The sequence below is a fragment of the Pseudomonas sp. PD9R genome, from assembly GCF_019200975.1.
Classification (GTDB): Bacteria; Pseudomonadota; Gammaproteobacteria; order Pseudomonadales; family Pseudomonadaceae; genus Aquipseudomonas.
The window spans coordinates 563,532-588,863 of the sequence record NZ_JAHTMR010000001.1 but is presented as its reverse complement, the minus strand read 5'-3'; the positions used below and the strand labels follow the sequence as shown (position 1 = coordinate 588,863).

Annotated in this window: 22 protein-coding genes and 1 pseudogene; 7 read left to right on the top strand and 16 right to left on the bottom strand. The window is 56.7% G+C overall.

The window, feature by feature from the left end; all coding sequences use genetic code 11:
* Positions 1 to 2: 2 nt before the first annotated feature.
* On the bottom strand, positions 3 to 1,649 hold the full coding sequence (locus KUF73_RS02685) for a sulfatase-like hydrolase/transferase (protein WP_218436485.1): 1,647 nt from the start codon (positions 1,647 to 1,649) through the stop codon (positions 3 to 5).
* Between the two features lie 224 nt (positions 1,650 to 1,873).
* Between KUF73_RS02685 and galE the strand changes: the two genes are divergently transcribed.
* Positions 1,874 to 2,851, top strand: coding sequence for a UDP-glucose 4-epimerase GalE (galE, locus tag KUF73_RS02680; protein ID WP_218436484.1), 978 nt, complete (start codon positions 1,874 to 1,876; stop codon positions 2,849 to 2,851).
* A 44-nt stretch (positions 2,852 to 2,895) separates the two neighbouring features.
* Here galE and KUF73_RS02675 read toward each other — a convergent pair whose 3' ends face one another.
* From KUF73_RS02675 to KUF73_RS02655, 5 genes are all read right to left on the bottom strand, one after another.
* Complete coding sequence (locus KUF73_RS02675) at positions 2,896 to 3,687, bottom strand: CpsD/CapB family tyrosine-protein kinase (protein WP_218436483.1); 792 nt, start codon at positions 3,685 to 3,687, stop codon at positions 2,896 to 2,898.
* Positions 3,688 to 3,698: 11 nt separating this feature from the next.
* The gene (locus KUF73_RS02670) at positions 3,699 to 5,264 is read right to left on the bottom strand and encodes a Wzz/FepE/Etk N-terminal domain-containing protein (protein ID WP_218436482.1); all 1,566 of its coding nucleotides are present in this window, start codon (positions 5,262 to 5,264) and stop codon (positions 3,699 to 3,701) included.
* 21 nt (positions 5,265 to 5,285) lie between these two features.
* A complete protein-coding gene (locus KUF73_RS02665) occupies positions 5,286 to 6,401 on the bottom strand; it encodes a hypothetical protein (RefSeq protein ID WP_218436481.1) in 1,116 nt (371 codons plus the stop codon).
* Between the two features lie 32 nt (positions 6,402 to 6,433).
* Entirely contained in the window at positions 6,434 to 6,991 is a 558-nt protein-coding gene (locus KUF73_RS02660; RefSeq protein ID WP_218436480.1) for a polysaccharide biosynthesis/export family protein, read from the bottom strand.
* 363 nt (positions 6,992 to 7,354) lie between these two features.
* A complete protein-coding gene (locus tag KUF73_RS02655) occupies positions 7,355 to 7,840 on the bottom strand; it encodes a hypothetical protein (RefSeq protein WP_218436479.1) in 486 nt (161 codons plus the stop codon).
* A gap of 504 nt (positions 7,841 to 8,344) precedes the next feature.
* Here KUF73_RS02655 and KUF73_RS02650 point away from each other — a divergent pair.
* Positions 8,345 to 9,310, top strand: coding sequence for a Dyp-type peroxidase (locus KUF73_RS02650; protein ID WP_218436478.1), 966 nt, complete (start codon positions 8,345 to 8,347; stop codon positions 9,308 to 9,310).
* Here the strand turns inward: KUF73_RS02650 and mug are convergent.
* A complete protein-coding gene (gene mug, locus KUF73_RS02645; RefSeq protein ID WP_218436477.1) occupies positions 9,307 to 9,828 on the bottom strand; it encodes a G/U mismatch-specific DNA glycosylase in 522 nt (173 codons plus the stop codon). The two genes, KUF73_RS02650 and mug, sit on opposite strands and share 4 nt — an antisense overlap.
* The gene (locus tag KUF73_RS02640; protein WP_218436476.1) at positions 9,821 to 10,447 is read right to left on the bottom strand and encodes a TetR/AcrR family transcriptional regulator; all 627 of its coding nucleotides are present in this window, start codon (positions 10,445 to 10,447) and stop codon (positions 9,821 to 9,823) included. The genes mug and KUF73_RS02640 overlap by 8 nt, the downstream gene beginning before the upstream one ends.
* Before the next feature lie 260 nt (positions 10,448 to 10,707).
* On the opposite strand from KUF73_RS02640, the gene KUF73_RS02635 reads away from it, so the two are divergent.
* The 5 genes from KUF73_RS02635 (at position 10,708) to KUF73_RS02615 (ending at position 16,867) form a co-directional block, all read left to right on the top strand.
* Complete coding sequence (locus KUF73_RS02635; RefSeq protein WP_218436475.1) at positions 10,708 to 11,826, top strand: HlyD family secretion protein; 1,119 nt, start codon at positions 10,708 to 10,710, stop codon at positions 11,824 to 11,826.
* Positions 11,826 to 13,322: a DHA2 family efflux MFS transporter permease subunit gene (locus KUF73_RS02630; protein ID WP_218436474.1), complete on the top strand. Its 1,497-nt coding sequence runs from the start codon at positions 11,826 to 11,828 to the stop codon at positions 13,320 to 13,322. Before KUF73_RS02635 ends, KUF73_RS02630 begins: the two co-directional genes overlap by 1 nt.
* Positions 13,323 to 13,339: 17 nt before the next feature.
* Complete coding sequence (locus KUF73_RS02625) at positions 13,340 to 14,812, top strand: efflux transporter outer membrane subunit (protein WP_218436473.1); 1,473 nt, start codon at positions 13,340 to 13,342, stop codon at positions 14,810 to 14,812.
* 96 nt (positions 14,813 to 14,908) lie between these two features.
* Complete coding sequence (locus KUF73_RS02620) at positions 14,909 to 15,859, top strand: aldo/keto reductase (protein WP_218436472.1); 951 nt, start codon at positions 14,909 to 14,911, stop codon at positions 15,857 to 15,859.
* Between the two features lie 63 nt (positions 15,860 to 15,922).
* Positions 15,923 to 16,867 carry a LysR family transcriptional regulator gene (locus tag KUF73_RS02615; RefSeq protein ID WP_218436471.1) on the top strand — a complete coding sequence of 315 codons (945 nt, stop codon included), beginning with the start codon at positions 15,923 to 15,925 and terminating at the stop codon, positions 16,865 to 16,867.
* A gap of 44 nt (positions 16,868 to 16,911) precedes the next feature.
* Here the strand turns inward: KUF73_RS02615 and KUF73_RS02610 are convergent, their stop codons facing one another.
* The 8 genes and pseudogenes from KUF73_RS02610 to KUF73_RS02580 all read right to left on the bottom strand — a co-directional run bounded on the left by KUF73_RS02610 (position 16,912) and on the right by KUF73_RS02580 (position 25,331).
* Positions 16,912 to 17,184 carry a DUF2790 domain-containing protein gene (locus KUF73_RS02610; protein ID WP_218436837.1) on the bottom strand — a complete coding sequence of 91 codons (273 nt, stop codon included), beginning with the start codon at positions 17,182 to 17,184 and terminating at the stop codon, positions 16,912 to 16,914.
* A 266-nt stretch (positions 17,185 to 17,450) separates the two neighbouring features.
* Positions 17,451 to 19,136 (bottom strand): BCCT family transporter, encoded by a 1,686-nt coding sequence (locus KUF73_RS02605; protein ID WP_256345316.1) that lies wholly within the window; start codon positions 19,134 to 19,136, stop codon positions 17,451 to 17,453.
* 281 nt (positions 19,137 to 19,417) lie between these two features.
* A complete protein-coding gene (locus tag KUF73_RS02600) occupies positions 19,418 to 20,665 on the bottom strand; it encodes an MFS transporter (protein ID WP_218436470.1) in 1,248 nt (415 codons plus the stop codon).
* 98 nt (positions 20,666 to 20,763) lie between these two features.
* The gene (locus KUF73_RS02595; protein ID WP_218436469.1) at positions 20,764 to 21,135 is read right to left on the bottom strand and encodes an ethanolamine utilization protein EutQ; all 372 of its coding nucleotides are present in this window, start codon (positions 21,133 to 21,135) and stop codon (positions 20,764 to 20,766) included.
* Positions 21,132 to 22,460, bottom strand: coding sequence for an FAD-binding oxidoreductase (locus tag KUF73_RS02590; protein WP_218436468.1), 1,329 nt, complete (start codon positions 22,458 to 22,460; stop codon positions 21,132 to 21,134). The genes KUF73_RS02595 and KUF73_RS02590 overlap by 4 nt, the downstream gene beginning before the upstream one ends.
* Positions 22,461 to 22,470: 10 nt before the next feature.
* On the bottom strand, positions 22,471 to 23,727 hold the full coding sequence (locus KUF73_RS02585; protein WP_256345372.1) for an FAD-dependent oxidoreductase: 1,257 nt from the start codon (positions 23,725 to 23,727) through the stop codon (positions 22,471 to 22,473).
* Positions 23,716 to 23,880, bottom strand: a pseudogene (locus tag KUF73_RS31280) (rubredoxin); the annotation flags it as partial. The pseudogene KUF73_RS31280 and the gene KUF73_RS02585, both read right to left, overlap by 12 nt.
* A 5-nt stretch (positions 23,881 to 23,885) precedes the next feature.
* The gene (locus tag KUF73_RS02580; RefSeq protein ID WP_218436466.1) at positions 23,886 to 25,331 is read right to left on the bottom strand and encodes an aldehyde dehydrogenase family protein; all 1,446 of its coding nucleotides are present in this window, start codon (positions 25,329 to 25,331) and stop codon (positions 23,886 to 23,888) included.
* Position 25,332: the final 1 nt, after the last annotated feature.

Below are 25,332 nucleotides of genomic sequence, written 5' to 3'. Positions count from 1 at the left end.
GTTTAATCAGCGTTAAAATCAAACGATGGAACATATCCTGCGCCGAGAAGATAAGGGCATTCCGACGATACGAAATCGTTACTCAGCAAATCATTTGAACTGTTGTATTTCCCCGTAAAAACCCCCGTAAGACTTAACAGCGTATGCGATAGCGACGATATGCTGACTTTTTGAGCCTCTCTATCCTTCAACTTTAAAAGCTGCAGCGCTTGTTGATTTGAAACATTACTTGAGGCCCAGATAAATGCCGAGACCGGGAGATCGTATTTATTGCCAAGACCGTGCCCCAAAAGCCCTCGGGCGTCATCCATCATATTTTCACCATGATCAGATGCATAGAACAAGACAGAGGGTTTTTCACTTGATTCCAGCCGCTTGATAAACGTACTTAGCAACCAATCCGTATACAAAATAGTGTTGTTATATTCCGCGATGGTTTTGTCTTTGAAGGTGTCCGTTGAAGGCTTGAATTTATCGAAACCTTCCGGGTATCGACGTGAATACTCGAAATGACTACCCTTGATATGAATAAATATGGCTTGCTTTTCTGCATCGCTGTTTTGCAGTATTTTTTCATACTCTGACATTAATGCGCCGTCATAGCTTCTCTCAAAGTACTGACGATACTGTGCCTCAGCCGCTATTTGTGGAATTATTCCGCCAAAACTATCGACTTCCTGTGCAGACAGCCAATAGGTCTTGTACCCGGCGGCACGATATATACTCACCAGCGACCTTGTCGACGCAATCGACTCCCAATCCGATATAGGCTCGAGGCTCAGCATTGAAGGCACCGCAAACGAAGTGTATGGGGCCGTGGTGCAGATATTATTAAACTTGAAAAGCCCCACCTGCTTGTTCAAATTCGGGGTGGTTTCCTGGTTGTACCCGTAGAGAGACCAATTTTGCGGCCGTGATGACTCACCGATCACAAACACAATGGTTTCTATATTTGATTGCTTGGATACGCGGGTTATTTTTACATCAGACGCCAGGCGACGCTTGATGAATTTCTCCGACTCCAGATACAAGTCTGCAGTGAGGCCGACTTGCGACAAATAACCCACTGGCGTGCTTTGATCTTTTGCCAGGAGATCCATGAATGCAGATTTCCCGAAAGAGTTTATCTTGACGGTTTTATAAAAATACGCTCCATACCCCAGTAGCAAAGCGCTAATGGCCAGAACAAAAATACCTTTGTTCTTATACAAGTCGCGTTTGTATAAACCCGTTAGCCCAACCCCATAGCACAGCATGAACACCACCAGAACGATACTGATGGATCGCCAATAGGTCGGTAGAAAATCGGCTGCTTCCTTATAGTTGGTCAAGCCAATAAATATATAGGCTGCTGTCAGTCTTGAGCTGAAATTCAACACCAGAAACAGATCCATGGTTGCTGCCAGATAGAATGGCAGTAGAACAACGTGAACCCTGAACTGATTGCCCGACACAAATCTAATAGCCAAAAACCACAACAACGACATGCCAACAGTATAGAAGGCTAACACATCAATTTTCGAGTACTGATAGTTCAGCACCAACCGAATTATCAACGGTGACAGCAAATATGACCACAACACTAAATTTGGCCATTCCGCTTTTAATATTTGTAGCGCGCAATCGCTAACTTTGGCGGAATTTTTCATTTTATATTTATTCTCGCACGACACCCGAATGCAGTCTGAAGGGTAGCTTTAATTGGCGTGTAGTGCCATGATTTTCAGGGTTCCAAAGCTTCGAATCAATTGCAGGCCGCCGCTGCAAGACTCACTAGCTAAAACTATCTTTTAACGTAATGCTCAGGTAAATCGCACTGAGGTTCCAAGCTGTGCTTGCACAGCAATAGCGCCCTGGAAGATCGGAGATCAGGATGAAATTTTTGGTGGTGGGTGGCGCGGGCTACATTGGCTCGCACATGGTGAAGCAACTGCTGAATGCAGGTCACGAACTGGTAGTGGCAGACAACTTTTCAACGGGGTATCGCAGCGCGTTGACGGGCGGGACACTGGTCGAACTGGACATCGCCGATGCACCGGCACTGGATGCCCTGTTTGCGGCTCACCCATTCGATGCGGTCTTCCACTTCGCCTCCTTTATACAAGTGGGCGAATCCGTCACCGAACCTGGCAAGTATTATCAAAACAATCTGGCCGCCACCCTGTCGCTGCTGCAAGCCATGGTGCGGGCGGGTGTTAAAAACTTCATCTTTTCCTCCACCGCCGCCGTCTACGGCAACCCGATGTACGTGCCCATCGATGAAGAGCACCCCAAGGCCGCGATCAACCCTTATGGGCGCAGCAAATGGATGGTGGAGCAGATGCTTGAAGATTTCGACCGCGCATACGGCCTCAAATCGGTCTGCCTGCGTTACTTCAACGCCGCCGGAGCAGACCCTGAAGGTCAGTTGGGTGAACGTCATGAACCGGAAACCCACCTGCTGCCCCTGATCCTGCAAGCTGCCTCGGGCCGGCGCGAATCCATCACCGTCTACGGCCGTGATTACGACACGCCTGATGGCACCTGCATTCGCGACTATGTTCACGTTGCCGATCTTGTCGCAGCTCACGCGCTAGCCGTGGATTATCTGCTGGAAGGCGGTGCAAGCACGGCTTTCAATCTCGGTAACGGCCAAGGATTTTCGGTCCAGCAAGTGATCGACACTGCGCGCCATGTAACCGGGCAGGATATCCGCGTAGGCGAAGCGCCACGCCGCGCTGGCGATCCGCCGCGCCTTGTGGCTGATCCCCGCAGGGCCAACGAACTACTTGGCTGGCAGCCACGATTTGCCTCACTGGAACAGATAGTGACGCACGCCTGGAACTGGGAGCAGAAGTACCCTTGGCACTGAGACTCGGCGCCGACAAGTAACGCCGCGCGCCGAAGAGAGCCGCTCTAGTAGTAAGAGCGGTTTTGCGGCTCGGCTTTGTTCAGCACCGTGCCAATCAGATTGGATGTCCCCAGGTGATGCAGGCATTCCTCGATTTCTTTCTTGCTGTTCATGCCGTTCGCGACCACCAGCAGCACGCAATCGAATTTCGGCAAGACCGTAATCACGTCATCCGAACTCAACAATGGTGGCAAGTCGAAAATCACGATACGCGAGTTGTAGCGCTCGCGAAGATCGCTGATCAAATGGCTCACCGCGTGCGAGGACAGCACCTCAGTCGAGAGGGGAATCGGCTCTCGTGTCGGCAGGACCACAAAGCGCGGCAAGGTCGGATTGACCAGCACGTCTTGCAGTTCGGCTTCGTCGGCGAGCAGTTCATTGAGCGACTTTTCCATCGTAAGGCCCAGGCAGGCACCCACCTTCGGACGACGCAAATCGAAGTCCACCAACAACGCCGTCTTGGTGGTGTGATGCGCGATGCTCATCGCCAGGTTGATCGCCATGACGGTTTTGCCTGAGTCCGGCGTCGGCGAGGTAATCGCCAGCGTGCGCCAGCCATTTTCCTCCATGGCTTTCAGAACCTGCGTACGCAGCAAATCGAAAGCCCCGCCCATACTCGAATTCTTGTTGTAAGCCACAATGCGGTTGCGCTCAAGGTGGTCTGCCCGCAAGGGCACAACCCTGGTTTGTACATAACTGAGGGCATTGAGCGTCGCAGGCTGCGGGGTCGATGTGGTCACCAGACCTGACGAAGGCTGTTGCTCGTTCTTATCGCTCGCTGGCTTGATAATTTCCATGGCTGTATTCCTTATTCAAACCGGGCCAGAGCCTTGAACACCAGTAGATCCAGAGGCATGTAGAAGAAATGCACGAGCACCAGAATGCCCGCGATCAACATGACTCCACCGAGGATCAGAAGCTGGCGCAACCGCTTGCGACGCGCCAGCTCCGCCTTGGTGTGAATGTAGGGAATGGTGCCCAATACGCGTCTACCCAACACACTTGTCAGCGCCTCGACACCGCGAACACGCTGATTCAGCATTTCCAGCAACATCACCAATGCACCAGTGCCTACCGGGGCGAGAACAAATCCCATGGCAACCACTTTCTTGCGGTTTGGCCGTACCGGCTTCTCAGGCATCAGCGGCGACTCAAGCAGAACAAAACGCTCGGCCTTGTTTTCCTGCTCCAGGCTTTCGGAAATCTTCGCCCCCATTTCCTTGGTCCGAATCTCCTCATACTTTTTACGAGCGTTGTCGTGGTCACGCATTAAAGTGACCAGGCCGCGCTCGACTTGCGGCGTCTCCAGTATCTGCGCCTCGTAAGCGTCGATTTTTGCGAGAATGCCCTGCTTCTGATCAGCCAGCGACTTGATGCGCGCGTCCGAGGCCGCTACCCGGGCCTGAGCCTTGGCAACATCCAGACTGACCGCGCTCACTGCACCCGCCCCCTTACCCTGAGTAGCTTCAAGCGCAGCGATTTTGCGTTTGACGGCACGCACATCGGGGTGAGCTTCGGTATAGAGCGACAGCAACCGGGTGTACTCCGCCTTGAGACTACCCAGATCCTGCGGCTGATCAGCCGCCGCACCAGACGCACCAGGCTTGGTCGCTACCCCGGCACTGGCGGCGGAAACCTCCAACTCGTTGAAGCGCAATTCCTCTTTGGCAGCCTTGTAGTCGCGGTCGACTTCCTTGAGCTCGGTTTCGGCGCGCGACAGCATATTCATGCGCAACTCCTGATGCTCAGGCAGTGCGTTACTGTGCGCCTGCTTAAAGTCCGCCAAGCGGTTCTCCAGGGTTTCCAGCTCAACCCGGAGCTTGTCCGCCTCTTGCGTCAGGAACTCTGTTGTTTCACTGGCACGCTCGGTGCGCTGCTTGATGTTCTCATCGAGAAACAGCGTCACGAGTTCATTGGCGACCTTGTTTGCGACTTCTGGCTGCTTGTGCTCGAAGCCAAGACGAAAAGCAATGGTCACCTCGCCGCGCCCTTTGACGGCGGCACTGACCAGGGAGACGGTAATCGCATTGCGCATTTCGTCGATTTTCTCGGTAACGCTCAACCGACGGCTTTCCGAAGAGAAAAGATTGTACTTGTCGATGATGCCTTCCAGATGCTCACGGGTCATCACGCGCTGGCGGATGACTTCGATACGCTCATCGGCAAAGGTGTTGTTGTTCGCCGCCACCAGGTCTGGCGAAATCTGCTGAGACTCGACCAGAATCGTGCCGGATGACTGGTAAACCGGAGGAATGGACATCGCCACCAATACACTCACGGCGAGAATGACCACGATACTCACGATCACCAGCACCGCGTGATGCTTGATTATTGCAATGTAGTCGTTGACCGACATTTCGTATTCAGAGGCCATAAATACTCACACAGCTGAATTTCAGAGTTCGGGATAACTATAGGTCAGCGTCAGTCCGACAACATTGGCGCTGGCATCCGGCAAGCCATCTTCCACGCGTTCTTTGTAGGTGTAGGATAGGCGCGCAACCCAAAAAGGCGAGAGTTCTCGACTGACCCAGGCATTGAAACTGCGCAGGGTACTTGGCGCCGTGCCTTTGGTTTTTTGCCACGAGGTGTCAATACCGGTGCGGCTGAACTCGTCGATGGAGTAACTCACTGTGCCGCGCAGATTGTCGCTCTCGGCGAAACCGCCATCACCGTTGGCGATCGTGCTGCGACTGGCATCGAGGATCGTTTCAAAACGCTCACCGGTATAGTGCAGATTGAACCCGCCCTGGCCGGTTGGACTGCTATCCGTACCCGAGGTTTTGTTGGCACCCACGTACACCGAACCCTCAAGCCGCTCGGAAATCTTGTAGTTCAAACCGGTGGTTGGGGTGTAGCTGTTCGAGGAGGCGATTCCGGAGCCCGACTCCGGCTCATAGCGCTTCACTGAAAAACGTGTGAAGAGATCAACGCGTTCGCTCCACGCGTAAATCCAGCTGACTCGGTTCGAAAGCTCGTCATAAGGGGTCAGTGAATTAACATCGTAGTCGACGTTCGTGTATTCAGCCTCGTCGACCAGCGTGCTCCGCTCGCTGATTGCTGAACGCCAGTTGGCGCCCAAGGTGTACTGCTTTTGCGTGCCATCAGTGGGGGCGATCACACCGGTTTGCTGAACCGCACTGGAAAGCGTCGAGCTTTCGACATAACTCGCCGTCAACCCGTAGGCGCCCTTCTCGGTCTCACGTTGCCACCCTAACAGCAGTTTTGGGTCTTGACGGTTCTTGACGATGGAGGTGTCGGACGAGTGCACTACGTTCAGCCCAAGGCCGATATTCAATTGATCCTGGCCAGAAGTGCCGACGAGACTCAAATCGGGGGCGATGATCGTTCGCGTCACCCCCTTCTTGTCGTCGTCCCCGAGAAGTACCGGATTGCTGTCGTACTCGACGGTCGAAGGCACTGCAACGGCTGATTGCCAGGTGGCAGCGTAGGCCGCACCCGAATACGGCAACATTAAAATGGCTGTCGCGGCCCCGGTGGTTCGTAGCATGAGAAGGCTCAATCCTAAAACATCGCGCAAGATCAAGGCACGACCAACGTATCGCCGACCTGGAGCACATAGTTGGTGGACATGTCCTTTCCGGACATCAGATCTTTATAACGAACGGGCATTGACACGTCTGTAGTCCCTTTTCGCCGAATGATCTTGATATCACCCGTGTCCGCGAACTTGTCGACCCCACCCGACATGCTCAAGGCTTGCAGCACGCTGGTTGGTCCGGTCATCTGTACCGGGCCGGGTTTGAGCACCTTGCCGTTCAAGTAGATGAGATAACCCTTAGGGTCTTTGACACCGACGCTTACGTCCGGATCGGGTATGTATTTTTCGAGCTTGGCGGCGAACGCCTTTTCGACTGCGGCCGTATCAAGCCCCGCAACATGAATTTGGCGTGCCAAAGGAAAGTTTACGCTGCCATCGGGAAGTACGGATAAGTCTCCCTCCAGCTTCGTCTCACCCCACACCGAATAATGAATGACATCACCTGGGTTCAGGAGGTATGCCCCACTTTTTTCATCGGCACAGACCATGCCGGAGCAGACAGACAGCGCACAGAGCGCAGGTAGCAATAAACGCAACATTCGGGATCCCTCCGCCTAAGTAGCCTTGCCAGGAGTTTTGCACAAAAACGGAGCAGAAACACTCTCCCCCGTTTCATGCAAAAGAAACCATAAAAGACCATTTGAATCGAGCTTGCCGGCGGATAATTTCATCTGACACTACCTCAGACAGCGAAATTTTATTATTTAACAATCACTTAAAGCACAACACAGTAACCTGCGCCTACCTCGTCAAATTAATTGCATCATGGTCGTTACCGACCCCCGCCAACCTTTCCCAATCCGATTTTGTCAGTCTATTAAACTGACACTTCCTCTTGTCAACATCGCGATTAACATCTGACTTAATGGCAACTAACCTCACCAAAAACCCAAATTCAAACCTTAAACTTTGCGTCGATTGGCTACTACAACAAAACCAAATAGCGCTGAAGAAAACAGCCATGCAACCGCAGACAACGGTACAGCCTTCGGTTGATTGGACACACCAGTCAAGCCGGTATCCTGACCAATCAGATTAACCATCGCTTGATCATCGCTAACCGCCGCCATTAAACCGTCGCAAGAAGAAACATTGACACTTTCAGTCGAGCCCGCGTGATGAATCACACTGCTGAATTTGGCAGATTTTTCACCATCGAAATAGATATCGGTGACCAATGCAGGCATGCCAAGGCCGTTTCCAAAAGTAAGTAGCTCGCTACCGGAAGTCTCTTCGAGTGCGACACCAACTTGCGACCTTAACGCATCGCAAGAATTACCCATGCGATTAGTTTCATTGACAAAACTGGTCGCCTGCGCACTAAAGACAGCCGCACCATTAAGAAGCATCATTACCAGAACGGATTTAATGACAACTGTTGGACGCATGGCACCGCCTCCCTGCACAGAGGTAATTTCTTTGTTAGAAGGGTGGAATCTTTCATCAGGTTAAACTGAGCCTATAAGCACATAGCCAGTACGTCAATAGCTCGTCACGATAATAAATTAAAATATAAAATCGCGCAGAACGGCGTCAAAATATCGCCACAGCAACGCTATTCATCATCAGCGAATGGACCGTATTCGCATGCAACTGCCCGGCGTCAGACATTAACTTTCACCGGTCTGCCCCCTCGAAAACTTTATTGTTATCTTTTCGAAAGTTAGCGATGCTTTTGAAAAAAAACATCAAGAGTCCAATCAGTTACATCCGCTTATCCAGTTCTATAGCCAGCAGAAAACAACGCTTTTTTTCGCCGGCAGGATGCTTATCCACCCTTTCACTCCAGGTGCCGTAAGCCGTTTGAGCCTTGACGTGCCCTGACGGCAGAAAACCGGCGCGAATCTTTGCTAATGTCTCTCAAACTTGACCTTCCGCTCATGGAACCGCTTATGACCGCGCGACTGCCAACGAATACCTCGTCTGCGGAGCCTCAATCGATCTGCAATCCCATCACCAGCAGCGCGATTTTTATCGTTGCAACATTGGGGCCGGGTAGTGAGCGTGCCACTAAAGTGCGTGCCTGGTGCGCCGACATCGCGGCCCTCACGCGATCGGTGGGCAAACGGGTCCCCGCCGGGAACTTGTCATGTGTATGCGGCTTTGGTGCCAACGCATGGGACACCCTGTTCGGCGGCCCCCGCCCCGCCGCCCTACACGGGTTCCGCGAGTTCGGCAGTGAAGGCCGTCTGGCTGTTGCAACGCCTGGGGATGTTTTGCTGCACATCCGTGCAGACCAGATGGATCTGTGTTTCGAGTTGGCAACGCAATTGATCTGCGCACTGGGCGACGCGATCTCGGTCGTCGACGAAGTTCAAGGTTTTCGCTACTTCGACATGCGCAGCATCATCGGCTTTGTGGATGGCACCGAAAATCCCGTCGGTCGCAAGGCCATCGACTTCACGATTGTCGGCGATGAAGACCCGGCATTCAGTGGCGGCAGCTATGTGCTGGTGCAGAAATACCTGCACAACATGACTGCCTGGAACGCGCTATCTGTTGAAGCGCAGGAGCGGGTTATCGGGCGCACGAAACTGTCCGATATCGAGCTCGACGCTTCGGTCAAACCGAGCTCCTCGCACAGTGCCTTGACGACGATCACCAAGGACGGCCAGGAAGTGAAGATTCTGCGCGACAACATGCCGTTCGGCCGGCCAGGTGCCGGAGAGTTTGGTACTTACTTCATTGGCTACGCGCGCTCGCCTGAACCCCTTGAGCAAATGCTCGAAAACATGTTTGTCGGCAAACCACCGGGCAACTATGACCGCCTGCTGGATTTCAGCACTGCTGTCACCGGCAACCTGTTCTTCGCGCCATCCGCCGACCTGCTGGAGGAACTGGCTGAACGTAACCCTTAGAACACCCGCCTATCGCCCGACGCCAAATGGAGCTGGCGATAGGCCTCAACCAGTTGCTCCAGGGTAAACGCGCGATTTCGGCCACTCGGGTTGGGCAGCAGCCATACCGCGGCATTGCCAAAGGTTTGGCGCTGAAGCCCCCACTCAACGTCTCGTTGACCGGATAACGCGCAATACGCCGCTTTGCCGAGAAACGCCACGTAGCGTGGTGCATAGCGCGTGATCTTTTCTTCGAACGCCGCAGCGGCCGCTTTGAACTCATGCAGTGACAGCTGATCCGCCCGCGCCGTCGGCCGTTCAACCACGGCCGTCAAGCCACACTGATACTGCAAGATCGTCCGATCGTTTTCCGGACGCACCTGCGCAGGGGTAAAACCGGCGAGATGCAACGTGCGCCAGAAGCGATTGCCCCGGCCCGCAAAATGATGCCCTTGGGCCGCGGCCATCACGCCTGGATTAATGCCACAGAAAATCACCGCAAGCTGTTCAGCCAGAATATCTTCGAGACCTTCAGCCACCGCAGATCACACTGACCGCATCGCGTGCGAGCTCCGTCAACTCCTCGCGGGATTTGCCCGCCCGCGCACGGATAGAGATGCTGTGCAGCAGGGAGGCGGCAAGTACCGCAAGGGCCCCGGCATCGACGCTGCTTTTCAATTCGCCGGAATCAATGGCCAGCCGCAAACGCGCTTCCAGATCGGCGTCGAGCCGGCTCAATCGATCCGAAAGGACGTCGCGTATTTCAGAATCCTCCACCGCCTCGGTCGTCGCTGTGCCGATCGCAAAGCAGCCTCGGGGCTGACCTTCTCCCGAGAAGTAGATCGACAACTGCCCTTCATAAAAACGCATTAACGCCTCGCGCAGGGTCAGCGACGAATCCGTCAACGCCTCATGCATGGCGGCAACGGCGAACTCCCAATACTGCTCGAGCGCTTTGATATAGATCGCGTGTTTGTCACCGAACGCCGCATACAGGCTTGGGCGATTCATACCCGCCGCCGTGGCAATGCTGTCGAGCGAAGCGCCGGAATAGCCGGTGCTCCAGAACACACCAAGCGCTTGCTGCAGGGCTGTCTGCGGGTCATACGCGCGGGGGCGGCCTCGGCCTTTGCCCTCTGTAACTTTATTTTGTGCCATGTCGTACAAAATCCTTGAATATGGGTGAGTGCAGGGATATTCTTACACCATCGCACAAAAATAAGGAACCAAAAGTTCCTCGGTTACAGGTTTGTTGAAGCGAAGCTCGAATTGGGTGTTGCGGCGACGAAACAGAGGCAACGGAGTCACCCTCCCCACTGCCCACCGGTTTGCTTTCTCACGGCAATTATTAACGTCAGGGCCGCAGGCGATTCATGCAGCTGTTAGCCCGATTTCCCCGGTTAAAGGTGTATTCGATCATGACTAAACAGTTCGACATTCCAGCTTCGCAGACCTTCGAACAGCCCGTGGCCGTCAAAAAGCCGCTCAAGGAAAAACTACGCCCATGGCTGATAATCGGCGTGCCTGCCGTCTTCGCCGTAGTGGGTTACGCCCACTACGTGGCAGGCGAGCCCTTTGTTTCGACCGACAACGCCTACGCCCGTGTGGCCAAGGCTTCGATTAACGCGCGGATTTCCGGGCAAGTCGTCGAAATTGCAGTTGAGGACAATCAACGGGTTCAAAAGGGCCAGGTGCTGTTTCGCATCGACCCTAAACCGTTGCAGATCGCGGTCAACCGTGCCGAAGCCCAGCTGAACGTGGCGCGCTTGCGCATCGACGGACTCAAGGCCAGCTACCGCCAACAACAGGCAGAATTGCAATCGGCCAAAGAGTCGGCCGATTTCGATCAGCGCGACTTTGCGCGCAAGAAAGCACTGGTAGCGACCGAGTTTGTTTCGCGCTCCATTTTTGAGCGTGCAGACACCGACGTCAAAGTCGCACGGCAACGCATAGCGTCGATCGAACAGCAGATCGCCAGCACCGTTGTTTCCTTGAATGGCAATCCGAACATCGACGCCGACAGCCATCCGACCGTTCGTGAGGCCAAGGCGCAGCTCGACGAGGCGCAGTTGTACCTCTCGTACGCAACGGTGTACGCGCCAGCCGACGGCATCGTGGCCAAGGTCGACGATCTGCAAGTGGGCAACTATGTCAACAACGGTGCCGCGGCCTTCGCGCTGATTTCCGATCACGAGATCTGGGTCGAGGCCAACTTCCGCGAAACCGAGGTGACGCACATGCGCCCCGGCCAGGAAGCGACCATCAGCATCGATACCTACCCTGACCACGTGTTCAAGGCCCACGTTGTCAGCATGAGCCCCGGTGCCGGATCGGATTTCGCCCTGCTGCCACCAGAAAATGCCACTGGCAACTGGGTCAAGGTTGTCCAGCGAGTACCGGTGCGCCTCGAACTTGATGCGATCGACGCCACCCTGCCGCTGTTCTCAGGCACCAGCGCCACGGTAAAAGTCGACACCGGCCATCGCACGCCTTGGTGGCACCCGCTCAAGTCGCTGTTGACCGCAGGTAACTTCTGATGAACGCCAACGCGGCTGGAACCCCGGAGGCAGGTGGTGCACGCTCGCTCAGGTTCGCCGCACTGCTGGCAACCTTCATGCAGTCGGCGAACCTGCCGGTGCCAAACTCGGCGCTCAGGTTTATCCAGGGCGGCCTGTCGATGACCGACGATCAGGCTGGCTGGATATTCACTGCGTACCTCGGCGCCAGCGCCATCACCATGCCGATTGCGCAGTGGCTGGCCGGGCGCTTCGGCTTGAAGCTTGTCTACCAAGCCGCAATCGCCCTGTTCATCGTGGGTTTGCTGCTCGCCACGGCGGCAACGACCCCGATGGAATTCATCGGCGCGCGGATTGTTCAAGGCATCGCCGGTGGCGTGCTCGGACCTCTCTCGATGGGCATTGCCATGGAGACATTGCCACCGGCCCGGCGTCCGAAATACGGCGCGGTGCTCGGGCTCATTGTGCTCTTGGGCATTGCCACCGGTCCGACCATTGGGGCGTTGCTCAGCGACAATCACGGATGGCGTTCGATGTTCTACGCCAGTGTGCCGCTGTCGGCCTTCATTTTTCTGGTGGTGACACTGGTACTTGCCGAGAAAAAGGCCGAAAAAAAACCACCCTTTGACTTCTTTGGGTTCGGCACGTTCACGCTGGGCATGATCGGGCTGCAAATGCTCCTCGACCGTGGCGAGCGCCTGGACTGGTTTGCTTCGCCCGAGATCTGGATCGAAACGGTGGCCTTTGTGTTGGGGATCTACCTGTTTGTTGTGCATGTCCTCACGACAAACGTGCATTTCGTCAACAAGAGCCTGCTCAAGGACCGCAACTACGTACTGTCGACGATCATCTTTTTCGCACTCGGGTTCGTACTGTTGTCGACCATGGCACTGACGTCGCCGATGCTGGATGAAATTCTCGGCTACCCGCCGACCACCACCGGTTTCCTGACGCTGCCGAGAGGCGCGGGACTTGTCGGGGCGTTCTTCCTGATGAACCGTTTTACCGATCGCTACGACCAACGTCTCTTCGTTGCGGCAGGCGTTGCACTGGTGGCGTATGCCAACTGGATGATGCTCGGTTATTCGCCGCTGATGGACTGGTCGCCGGTCGCAATTGCCGGTGCGATCCAGGGGATTGGCCTTGGCGTCCTGATGCCGTCGATCAGCAAAGTGGCGTTCAACACCCTGGATCCCAAGTTCCGCCCGGAAGGCACCGGTTTTTTCAATCTGATGCGCGCCTATGGCAGCACGCTGGGCGTTGCGGTGGTGCAGTTGTACTTCTTCAACAACACCCATGCGATGCACATGGCACTGGCCAGCAACCTGACGCCCTATCGCGCGGCATCGCACTCGCTGACCTCGGCGCCGTTGCCAGCACTTGCCGGGCTCAACGAAATGATCACTGGGCAGGCCGCGTTTATCGCCGTCATCGACCAGTTCAAGATTTTGATGGTGGTGATGCTGGTGGTGAGCCCACTGGTTGTCTTTCTTCGCAAACCCGCTGCGACCAACTAATTTTCGGAGTGTGCCAAATGAAATCCCGTCATCTGTTCCCATCGAAAATCAGTGCGCTGTCGGTGCTGGTATTCCTGTCAGCCTGCACCGTCGGCCCTGACTACAAATCCCCCGAGACCACCGCGACGCAGCACTATGACCAGCAGGCCGAGCAACGTCTTGGCCAAAGCGGCCAAAAGCCCGGCGAACAGCGCATCGGCCTCGGCCAGAAGGTACGCGGTGAGTGGTGGTCGACCTTTCGTTCGCCAAAACTCGACCAGGTCGTGCGCCGGGCCATCGACGGCAATCTTGAACTCGTCGCCGCGGACGCGACCATCCGCCAGGCGGCCTCCTCCGTCGCCGCTGCAGAAGGTGCGCTGTATCCGCAGGTCGACTTCGGTGCCACCGCTGGCCGTCAACGGACGCACAACGCGAAAGACCCTTCGATCTCCAATTTCTATGCGATCGGCCCGCGGGTCGGCTTCGATCTTGATGTTTTTGGCGGCAACAAGCGCCAGGTCGAAGAGCAGCAGGCGTTTACCGATCTGCAGAAACATCGCTACGAAGCGGCGTACCTGACCCTGACCGGCGATGTTGCCAGCCAGGCCTTGTTGGTGGCCTCTGCCAACGCACAGATGCGCGCCGTCGAGAAGCTGTTGGCCAACGACACCAAGAACCTCGAACTGGTACGTTCGGCGCACGCCAATGGCAGCACCACGCAGATCGATGTGTCGCTGGCCGAGACTCGTCTCGCTCAGGACCGCACGTTATTGCCGCCCCTCGCCCAGCAGCGCGATGCAGCACGCCATGCGCTGTCGATCCTTACGGGCAAGGGCCCGGCCGACTGGATCGCGCCGGACTTCGATCTGGCCGAGTTTGCCTTGCCGCCAAACGTGCCCGTCAGTCTGCCTTCGGAAATGGCCCATGACCGCCCCGACATTCTGCAAGCCGAGTCTGAACTGCACATCGCCAATGCCGCCGTTGGCGTGGCAACCGCCAACCTCTATCCCCATGTAACGCTCTCTGCATCGCTGGCGCAGGCCGCTTCGGGCAATGGCGGCGCGGCACTCTGGGGCTTCGCTGCGGGGATCGCCGGGCCGCTCTTCGACGGCGGCACGCTCAAGGCTGAACAGCAGGCTGCTGTCGAAGGCTATAAGGCAACGCTCGCCGGCTACCAGCAGACGGTCATCAGTTCGTTCGGCCAGGTCGCGGATACGTTGCAGGCCATCAACCATGACGCCGAGCAAAACCTTGCACAGGAAGACGCGCTGCGCGCGGCCGAGACCAGTTTTCGCTTGAACCAGCAAGCGTTCGCGCAAGGCGAAAACAGCATTCTCCAGGTACTTGAGGCGGAGCGTGCCTACGAGCAGGCGTTGCTGGGACAGATCCAGGTGAAGACCGCGCAATACCTCGACACGGTGCGCTTGTTTGTCGCGCTCGGCGGTAACTCCGTCGGTGTATTCGAACAACGAGTGGCCAGTCGCGAAGAACCAAAACCTTCGTATCAGTAATCACCGCTGCACAACCGTCGCGCATGCGCTCATGAACACCTACACAAGGGCCCCCTGCGCTGTGCAGTTGCGGTCCCGGGCAACGGAGTAATAGTCATGTCTTACGAACCCATTTTCGACGCACTTCGCGAAACCACATTTCCACTTGTACACGGCTCTGGTGAAATGCCAGCCGTTGGTTTCGGCACCCTGTTCAAAGACCTGAGCGTGACAACCCAGGCAACCAGACTCGCGCTGGAAACCGGCTTTCGCCATTTCGATTGCGCGGAACGCTATCGAAATGAAGAAATGGTGGGCGTGGCCTTCAAGGAATTCCTGGAGGCCGGCAAGGCCCGGCGAGAGGATCTGTTCGTCACCACTAAACTGTGGAACACCAACCATCGTCCCGAGCGCGTTTTGCCTGCTTTCGAGGCCAGTTGCCGACGCCTTCAGGTTGACTATATCGACTGCTATATCATCCACACGCCCTTTGCCTTTGAACCCGGCGACAACCAGGACCCGAGGGATGCATTCGGTCATGTCATCTACGACTCGGGCGTGACATTGATCGAGACTTGGCGGGAACTTGAGCGCCTGGTGGATGACGGCCGCTGCAAGTCCATTGGCTTGTCCGATATCACCCTGGAAGCTCTGAAAGAGATTGTCGCGCAGGCCCGGATCAAGCCCGCCGTCGTGCAGGTCGAGTCCCATCCTTATTTGCCTGAATGGGAATTGCTGGAGTTCTGTAAGGCGCACGGAATCATCGTGCTGGCCTTTGCACCACTGGGCCATGCCATGGAACCCAACTTACTGGAAGACGCTGTCATTACCGGCATCGCCCGACGCGTACAGAAAACCCCGGCACAGGTAGCACTGGCCTGGGCCGTTCAACGGGGCACCGCTTTCCTGACTACCTCTGTCACACCAAGCCGTATTCGGGAGAATTTTGATATCGCGACCCTGCCCCATCGGGCCATGCATGAAATCCGTGAGGACATAACGACCCGGATACGCTTCAATTCGGTAGTGGAAACCGGTGTACCTGGATTCATCCCGCGCAAAAAATGACACACGACAAGGGGCGGTCCTGTGCAGGGCCGCCCCTTTTTTTTGACTCATCGAGGTGAAACGATGGATGTTTTCCAGACCATGCGCTTCTTCACGGCGGTCGCCCAGACCGGCAGTTTTACAGCGGCGGCGCAGTTGTTGGACACCACTACAACCAACGTTTCGAAAGCGGTTTCCAGCCTGGAAGCCCGACTTCAAACCCGCCTGATCAACCGTACCACCCGACGTCTGGCGTTGACCGAAGCAGGTCTGCGCTACTTGCAGCGCTGCGAGAAAATTCTGGAAGAGATCCGTGATGCGGAGGAGGAAGCAGGCACTGCACACATCAAGCCCGTTGGCCGGCTGAAAATTCATGCCATGGGCGCCATTGGCAATCACTACGTGATCGAAGCCATTGCCCGGTACAGGGAGATCTATCCGTCGGTGTTGTTTGATTTGACCCTGACCAACCGGCTACCTGACTTGCTGGAGGAAGGCTATGACATGTCGATTGTCCTGGCGCGGGACCTGCCCGACTCCGGGTTTGTCGCTCAACGGCTCGGCATCACTTACAGCATCCTCTGCGCCTCGCCGGCGTATCTGAAGAAACACGGCATGCCCGATACTCCGGGTGCGCTTGGCGAACATGATTGCCTGAGAATCGTGAATACGATTATGCCGGTTGAAAACTGGGTATTTGAAGGCCCCGAAGGCGTGGAGACGGTCAACACACCCGTGTCGCCCTTTCACGTCAATACAGCCGATGGCATGACCATTGCGATAAAAACCGCGATGGGAATCGGTATTCAGCCCATTGCTTCTGCTGTGGAAGGACTGAAGGCTGGCACCCTCGTGCGCGTACTGCCCGAGTACCATTTCGAAGAGTTCAATCTGTACGCAATCTACCCGTCACGCAAATTCGTCGATGCAAAAATAAAGACCTGGGTGGAGTTTCTTAAAGACTGTATTCCAGGCTTGTTGGCTGCTGATGAAAAAATCGCTGGCTCATCGAGAAAACGGGTTCGCTAACGTTGCACACATGGAGTGTCGACCCTCCACCGTTTGCACCGCACTCAACCGTTTGAGCATCCAGTCCCCATCACTTGATATTGCAGGACGTGGCGTTGGCCGTTGGAGTCCTCATAGGTCATTTGTGCCGGGACCGGTCCGCATACGTTAGGAATGTCGGTCACAGTAATAACCTTCTTGATGTCCAGTTTGGTGCCGTAAGAGTAGGTCTCGACGGGCGCCTTGATCGCTGGCGTCTTGGCCTGGCTTTCTTCCGCAAATGCCTGTGTCCCTAATAAACCGAGTGCAAGAAAAATCGCGATTTTTGAAATGTTCATGGTGTTCACCGTCTCGTTGAAATTTTGGTTTGTACCTTGAGAACCCATGACATGGGTTCATTCGGTAGAGACGATGCTAGGTGTTTGACCCTTTCCTAAAAAGCCGCCCACCGGACAAACACTGTTGACGGATTGCGCATGAATAGAGCGGTTTGTGTCGCGATTGGCAGGTAACACAAGGCGTAAAAAAACACCGAAACCGTCAGCTCTGCCAGAGGACGGTTTCGGTGTTTTTACAAACTGCCCCGTGAGGGTCATCAGTAGGCTTATGCTGCGGTCAGCGGCGTCGTATTACCCAGGTTCGACTCTGCTTCGCGACGCTCGGCATGCGCAAGCCCCAGCTCCGGCAAGCTATCGCGCGCAGGTGCCCAGGCTGGAACGCTCGGCATTTCCTTACGCAAGCTGCTGATCAATGTGTACGACATTACCAGCAGTAGCATGGCAATCGGCAGCCCCGCCGCAATACTTGCCATCTGAATGGCCTTGAGTCCCCCGGCCAGCAGCAGGCCCGCGGCAATGGAACCTTCCAGAATGCACCACAACAATCTGATCCAGTTGGGCGGATTGGTGCTGCCCAGCGCACACAACGTGCACAACACTTGGGTTCCCGCATCTGCCGTGGTGACAAAGTGCACACCGAGCAAAACGCAGACGAGGATCGAGAGCGCGGCGCCGACGGTTTTACCATCGAGCGACTGCAGCAGCGTGAACATCGCAGCGGTGGTTTCTTTCTTGGTGGCCAGCAACACCGTGCCGCCGGCAAACTTCGGCTGATCCGCAGTGACCTCTTGAGCAGCGACGGACGCCTGGTAAGCCTGTCGGTCCTGTTGCTCGTTCTTCAGCGCAGCGCCACCGAACACCGACATCCACAGAATGGTCACCATCGTCGGCACCACCAGAGCGCCGATGACCAGTTCACGAATGGTCCGGCCTTTGGAGATCCGTGCAATGAACAGCCCAACGAAAGGCCCCCAGGTCATCCACCATGGCCAGTAGAACGCTGTCCACCAGTTTTGCCATTCAGTGTCCTTCTGCGTGTCCATCCAGAAACTCAGGCCGACGATGTTTTGAACATAGTCGCCGGTGGATTCAAACATCAGGTTCAGGATGTAGCGGGTCGGACCAATCGCCAGTACCGCCAGCATTAATATGAATGACAAGTACATGTTAAGCGTCGATATACGCTTCATGCCTTTAGACAGCCCGGCCAGTAGCGAAATACAGGCAACTACACTGACAAACAAGATAATCGACAACTGCAACCCGATACTGACCGGAATACCAAATACCTGATGCAGCCCGGTATTGATCTGCGCCACGCCCAGACCAAGAGACTGGGAGACACCAAAGGCCGTAATCACCACACCCAGAATGTCGACAACATGACCAAACCAGCCATAAATGCGGTCGCCAATCAGCGGGTAAAACAGTGAGCGAAGTGCCAGCGGCAAACCTTTACGGTAAGCAAAATAGGCCAGGCTCAAGCCAATCATGGAAAAAATCGCCCATGGATGCAGGCCCCAGTGGAACAGGGTGATACGCATCGCCAAGGTGGCCGATTCATCCGTCAACCCTTTGGAGAACGGGTTATCGGCATAGTGCAGCATGGGTTCGGCAACCGACCAGAAGATCAGGCCGATCCCCATCCCTGCGCTGAACAACATGGCGATCCATGAGGGGAAGCTGAACTCCGGCACATCATGTTCGGCACCCAGTTTCAGATTGCCAAAACGGCTGACGGATATATAAAGCAGTACGCCCAGCACACCGCTGATCAGGGCGATGTAATACCATTTGAAGTTATGCAGAATAAACACCGAAGCCATTTCAAAGGCCTTGGCTGCCTGTTCATCTTTAAATGCACAAAACAGTACAAATATGATCACCGCTAATATGGAAGCCACTGTCACATTCGGATTCAGGCCTTTCAACAGGCCGGATTGAGCACGCATTTTTATCCCCTTTTGTTTTTGTTTAAGGGTGTAGAGAGTGTTCCGTTGGATGCTCGTCGCCTGGCACTCATTGACGCCAGGTCAAAGGCACTGTTCATCCATGGGTTAATTCAGGTCTAACCGGGTCTTGGCAGCATCGCCAAGATCGTTGAAACGGGTGCGTCGTTCAAACCATTTTTCGTCACCGACTCATGAGAAAAACGCATCAATAGAATCGGTTTCCCCCTGTATTTTTCCTGTCCTGTCCCTTGCTCGACGAAGAAACTGACGCCCTCCTCTCACTAACGCACTTCAGCGCATTTATTTGCAGGCTCAGCGACCGCCACCAGGTTGGAGCTGGCAATCCCGTTAGGTGTCGAGGGGTGATGAAGCGGCGCATCCTTGTGCAAGTGTTTGCCAGTCACTTTCGCCTGGCCCACCAATAGCGCGAGCAACGTTGCACTGCCCGCATAGAAAAAATAAAAGCTGGATGGCCCGAAAAACTCCATCAGCACTCCAGCGATCAGCGGCCCGAAACAGGCGCCGACGCCGAAGGTAATTAACAGCATCCCCGAGAGCGACACGCGTAACTGCGGTTCCATGTTGTCGTTGGCCAGCGCCACGCCCAGCGGGTACAGGCAGAACTGCAAAAAGCCGATGCCCGCCCCGAACCACAGCAGCGTCGTGAATGAAGGGGCTTGATAGAACGCCAACGGCAGGCTGGTCAGTATCAGCAACACGGCCACTGCGCGGATCAGACTGGCGCGGGGCAAGCGATCCGAGAGCCAGCCCAGAGGCAACTGCGCCAACAGTCCCGCACCGATGGTCAATGCCATGAACTGCCCGACCTGCGCCGTTCCCAGCCCCTGCTTGCTCGCATAGATCGAAGCCAGGCCATAGAAGCTGCCATTGACCATGCCAGACACGAGAATGGTCACCAACGACTGCGGAATCCTGCGCAGGAACAATCGCAAATCAATGGATGCCGCCGGCACCGCCGTTGGATGCGCGCTACGGGTGAGCGCCACCGGCACCGAACACAAGGCAAACACCATCGCCACACCCAGCAGCGCACGGATGCCCAATCCCTCATCCAGACTCAAGGCCAACTGACCGAGCATCATGCCGACGTAACTCGCCACCATGTACAGCGCCAGGACACCGCCACGCTGTTCGGTCCTGGCCTGGTCGTTAAGCCAGCTCTCCAACACCATCAGTTGGCACATCATGGCCAGCCCGACCAGCGCCCGAAGCACCAGCCAGAACGGCAAGGACGTACTGAATTCATGGGCCAGTACCGCCGCCGCAATCGTACCGGCACAGGCCGCATAAGTGCGAATGTGCCCGACCTGTGCGATCAGGCTGCGCCCGACCCAACCACCCACAACCATGCCCAGGGCATTGGTGGCCATCAACGCACCACCTGCCGTTTCAGAAGCCCCCAATGCATTCAGGCGAAGTGCCAGGTAAGTCATCAGCAAGGTCGAGCCCAACTGCATCAACAAGCTGGCCAAATAGAGCGCACCAAAGGTTTTCGTCAGTCCAAACACTGTGCTGATTCCAGAAAAATGCGGCATGAGAAAACGAACGAAACCCCGGTACGCCTTGCTCGCCCCCCCTGTAGGAGCAAGCTCGCTCCCTCAAGGTCTCAAGCCAAACCGTGAAGCTCTTTCCAGTTGCCCGGATGCACGACATACCCGAACAAGGCATGCCCGCCATAGACCAGTTCCGTGCCTTCAGGAATCCACAGCAACTGACCGGGTGTGACCTGGAACAGCTCGTCGCCGACCTGCAATTCAAAGCAACCTTCGATCACGAAGATCACCTCGTCATACAGCACCGTCCAGGCGATTTGCGCGCCTTCCCAGCGGGCGAAACCCACCCCGATGTTCGGCGAGATTTCATTGCTGAGGGCACGGGCGACATAGGCAGCGCCGGGCGGACCACCACGGAAGTTGAAGTCCAGGTCCTTATGGTCGATGCGCAGGACCCGACTTTTTTCCGTTTCGGGCTGACTCATAGTTCACTCCGGCTGTTCCAGGCGGCCAGACGAATACGCGAGCGAACACCCAGTCCAAGAAACGGTTCCGGCGGGTTGAGCGATGGCATGCCGGTGACAGCGCGGATGTCGTTCAACTGCGCCGAATCGGCACCCACCGCAAGGTCCGCCAGCATCGTGCCGGAGATCGTGCCCCACGCCGCACCGACGCCGTTGTCGCACGCCGACGCATGCACGCCCGGCTCCAACTCGCCAAAGAAGTTGGTGAAGTTTCGCGAGATGGCATAAACCCCGCCCCACGTGTGGCTAAAAGGCACGTCGGCCAGTTGCGGGAAGCGCGCCAGAAATGCCTTGCGATGGGACGCCTGCACATTCTCGCGCATGCCATCGCTGGTGCTGCGCCCGTACTTGGGCACGTGCTTGTAGGTGTTGCGGATAATCAGGCGGCGGTCCTGAGTCATGCGCACCGTCGTCCCGGCGTGATCCGCCGGCGTGAGGCCCCAATCCAGTTGCCCGCCGTAGGTAGCCAGTTCCGCATCGGTCAGCGGCCGGGTCCAGCTGGCAAAGGTCATCACCGGCAACAGGCGATTGCGCAGATAGCCAAATTCCTGAGTGAAAATACTGGTACCCAGCAACAGTTGCGGGGTACGGATCTGCCCCGAGGTGCCATGCAGAATCCAGCCGCCACGGCCGTCACGCTCCAGGCGCTGGATCGGCGATTCTTCCAGCAGCTCAACGTTGCCCGGCAATGTCCGCGCCAGGCCAGTGACCAGCGCTGCGGGTTGCATCAGGTAGCAACCGGGGGTGTAAATCGCGCCGCTGTAATGCGGGGTGCCCAGTACACCGGCGAGCTCTGTCGACCCTACTCGGCGGAACGGTTCGCCCAAGTCGCTCATCAAGCGTTCGAAGTGATCCAGGTAAGCCATGCCGCGTTGGCCGACTGCTCCTTGATACTTGCCGGCATGGGACCACTGGCAGTCGATGCCACGGTCCTGTACCAAACCCTGCAACTGCGAAATCGCCGCGCGGTTGAGCGACAGCAAGCGTTGTTTATGCGCCGGGTCTGGATGCTCCAGGGCGAACTTGTGGGGCAGGTCAATGACGAAACCGGAGTTACGACCCGAGGCACCATGGGCGACCCGCTGCGCATCCACCAACAGAATGCGTGCTTGCGGATGATGCTCGGCGAGGCGACGGGCCGCAGCCAGGCCGGCAAAGCCTGCGCCCACGACCGCGTAGTCGGCACGCTGTTCGCCGGACAAACGCTTGCAGGCAGGTTGTTGAGGCAACGCTGCGTACCAGCCGCAGGTCGCATCGTCATATGGCAGATTGATCGAGTTCTTCATGATTCTGGCCTCAGGCTACAGCCTGCTGAGAGTTCTGACAGGACTGCAGCAATGCGCTGCGCTGTGTTTGCGCTTGGCGACCCAGCAGGACAAAGCCATTAAGCCTGCCCTCGGCGTCATAAAACCCGGCGCTCAAACCGTCTTGCGTCGGCGTGCATCGCCATTCACCTTCACTGGCGTTGGCCGGCGCTAACAGACACAGCGGCGCGGCCGGCGTCTTCACCGTCACCGGCATCAGCGGGTAGTCGACAGCCGTGAGTTGGCCGAGCAAGGTTTTACTCAGCGCCTGGATGCCCTGATTGATCGGCGCCAGATAAGGCAGCAACTGACCGTCGATCTCGATGCAATCGCCCAGGGCGAAGATGCCCGGCGCAGAAGTTTGCAGATGAGCGTTCACTTGAATGCCTCGTCCAACCGTCACGCCGGCACTCTCTGCCAGGCTCAAATCGGGTCGCAAGCCGACTGCCGACAACACCAGATCAGCCTCGACGGTTTGGCCATCGGCGAGTGTCAGGTGATAGCCCTGCCCGCTGGATTCGATGGCTTGCACGGTGTTCTGCAAATGCCACTTCACCCCCAGTTCACTCAGCGCGTTCTTCAGCACCTGCCCCGCTTCGGCGGGTAGCAAGCGCTCCATCGGCCAGCGACCCAAGCCGATGACCTCCACGCTAAAACCGTTGTGGGCCAGGTCATTGGCAAACTCGCAACCGATCAGGCCATCGCCCAAAATGGCGACACGCTGCACGCCGGCCAGGCGCTCACGAAAGCCGTGATAATCCTGCAAGTTGTTGACGCTGAGCATCGCTGCCATGTCGCCCTGGATCGGCAAACGAATCGGCTGCGCACCGCTGGCGAGCACCAACTGGCCGTACTGCATTTCACCGAAGCTGGTGCGCAGGCGCCGTGCCGAACTGTCGATGCCCAGCACCTTGCAATGGGGATAGACGCGGATGTTCAGACGCTGTTCGATCGCCAGGGGTGATTCGCCGGACAACGCCTCGGCGCTTTTGCCCTGGGACAGTCCAATCGATAGCGCGGGTTTCGAATACAGGTGACCGGATTCCTGAGTCAGCACGCGGATTTCGACGTCGGGGTCTGCCTTGCGCAACGCCTGGGCCAGGCCGTAACCGGCGTAACCGCTGCCGATGATAACGATCGGCTGACGTGGCGACAGGCTTACAGTAGGCACAGTAACTGCCACCGGCAGCGCACTGATCGGCGCGCTGACGGCAGCAGCTGCCTCAACGTGTTCACTGATATCGAGCATCTCGAAATCGGCCTTGCCGACATGGCACTCGGGGCAAACCCAGTCCTCTGGAACATCTTCCCAGCGGGTGCCGGCGAGGATGCCGTCGTCCGGCCATCCCAGTGCCTCGTCGTAAATCAGGCCACAAACGATGCAAAGCCAAGTCTTGTACATGATGTTCACTCTCCAGCGACCCGGATTGCCACGTTCTTCGTGCGAACGTAACTGAACAAGGCTTCCTGGCCCTTTTCCCGACCAAAGCCCGACAAACCGACGCCACCGAACGGCGTTTCGATGCCGCCGGCATACCATTCGTTGACGAACACCTGGCCCGATTTCAGGCGACGGGTGCAGCGCATGGCGCGGCTGATGTCCTGGGTAAACACCCCGGCTACCAAACCGAATTCGGTGCCGTTGGCAATGGCAATGGCTTCCTCTTCCGTATCGAACGCCATGATCGCCAGCACCGGCCCGAAGACTTCTTCCTGGGCAATGCACATCTGGGGAGTGACGTCGCGGAACACCGTCGGACGCATGAAATGCCCGGCACGGTCGCCAAATGCTTCGCCGCCGGTGACCGCCACGGCGCCGTCTTCGACTGCCCGTCGGCACAAGGCTTCGATGCCCGCCAGTTGCCCGGCGCTGACCACCGGCGTGAGGTCGGCGTTGTCCTGACCGACGCCAACGCTGAGCCCTTCGGCCATGGCGACGACGGCCTCGACCACCTCTTCATAAATCTCGCGCTGCACCAGCAGGCGCGACATCGCCGAACAGACCTGGCCGGCATTAAAGAAAATGCCGGACTGGACACTGGCCAGCAGTTGCTCACGGTCGGCATCGGCGAAGGCAATCGCCGCCGATTTGCCACCCAACTCCATCACGCTCGGAATCGCATGCTGAGCGGCATCGCGCAAAATCGACTGCCCCGTCGGTACCGAACCGGTGAACACGATCTGATCGACCGCACGATGGCTGACCAGATAAGAACCGACCTCGCGGCCACGGCCACAAATCAGATTGACCGCACCGTTAGGCAAACCCGCTTTGGCAATGGCGCGGATCAGCACGCACATGCCCAGCGGTGAAAGCTCGGGGGACTTGATGACCACTGCGTTGCCGGCCGCCAGGGCCGGTGCCAGCGAGCGGGCACAAATCGAAACCGGGAAGTTCCACGGTACGATTTGCGCCGAAACGCCCATCGGGTCGTACAGGGTAAAGTCCATGTAGCCATTGCCGAGCGGGATCGAGGTGCCTTCGATTTTGTCCGCCATCCCGGCGTAGTACTCGAAGTAACGCGCCGCCTCGATGAACTCGTCTTTGGCATCGCTCAGGCGCTTGCCGTTTTCCTGGCACAGCACCCAGGCACCTTCGTCTGCTACCGCTCGAATTTCCTCGGCGATGCGCAGCAACCAGGTAACACGCTGCGCCGGGCGCACACGGGTCAACTCGCCGCTGTCGGCGCAGCGTCGGGCCGCCAGCAAGGCGCGCTCGGCATCGGCAACGGTGGCCTGGGCGATGGTCGCGATCTGCTCGCCAGTGCCAGGGTTGTGCACCGCCAGTTGCTGGACGCTGTCGCTCCATTGACCGTCGATGTAGTTGAGCCAGTGAGAGGCTATCGGATACATG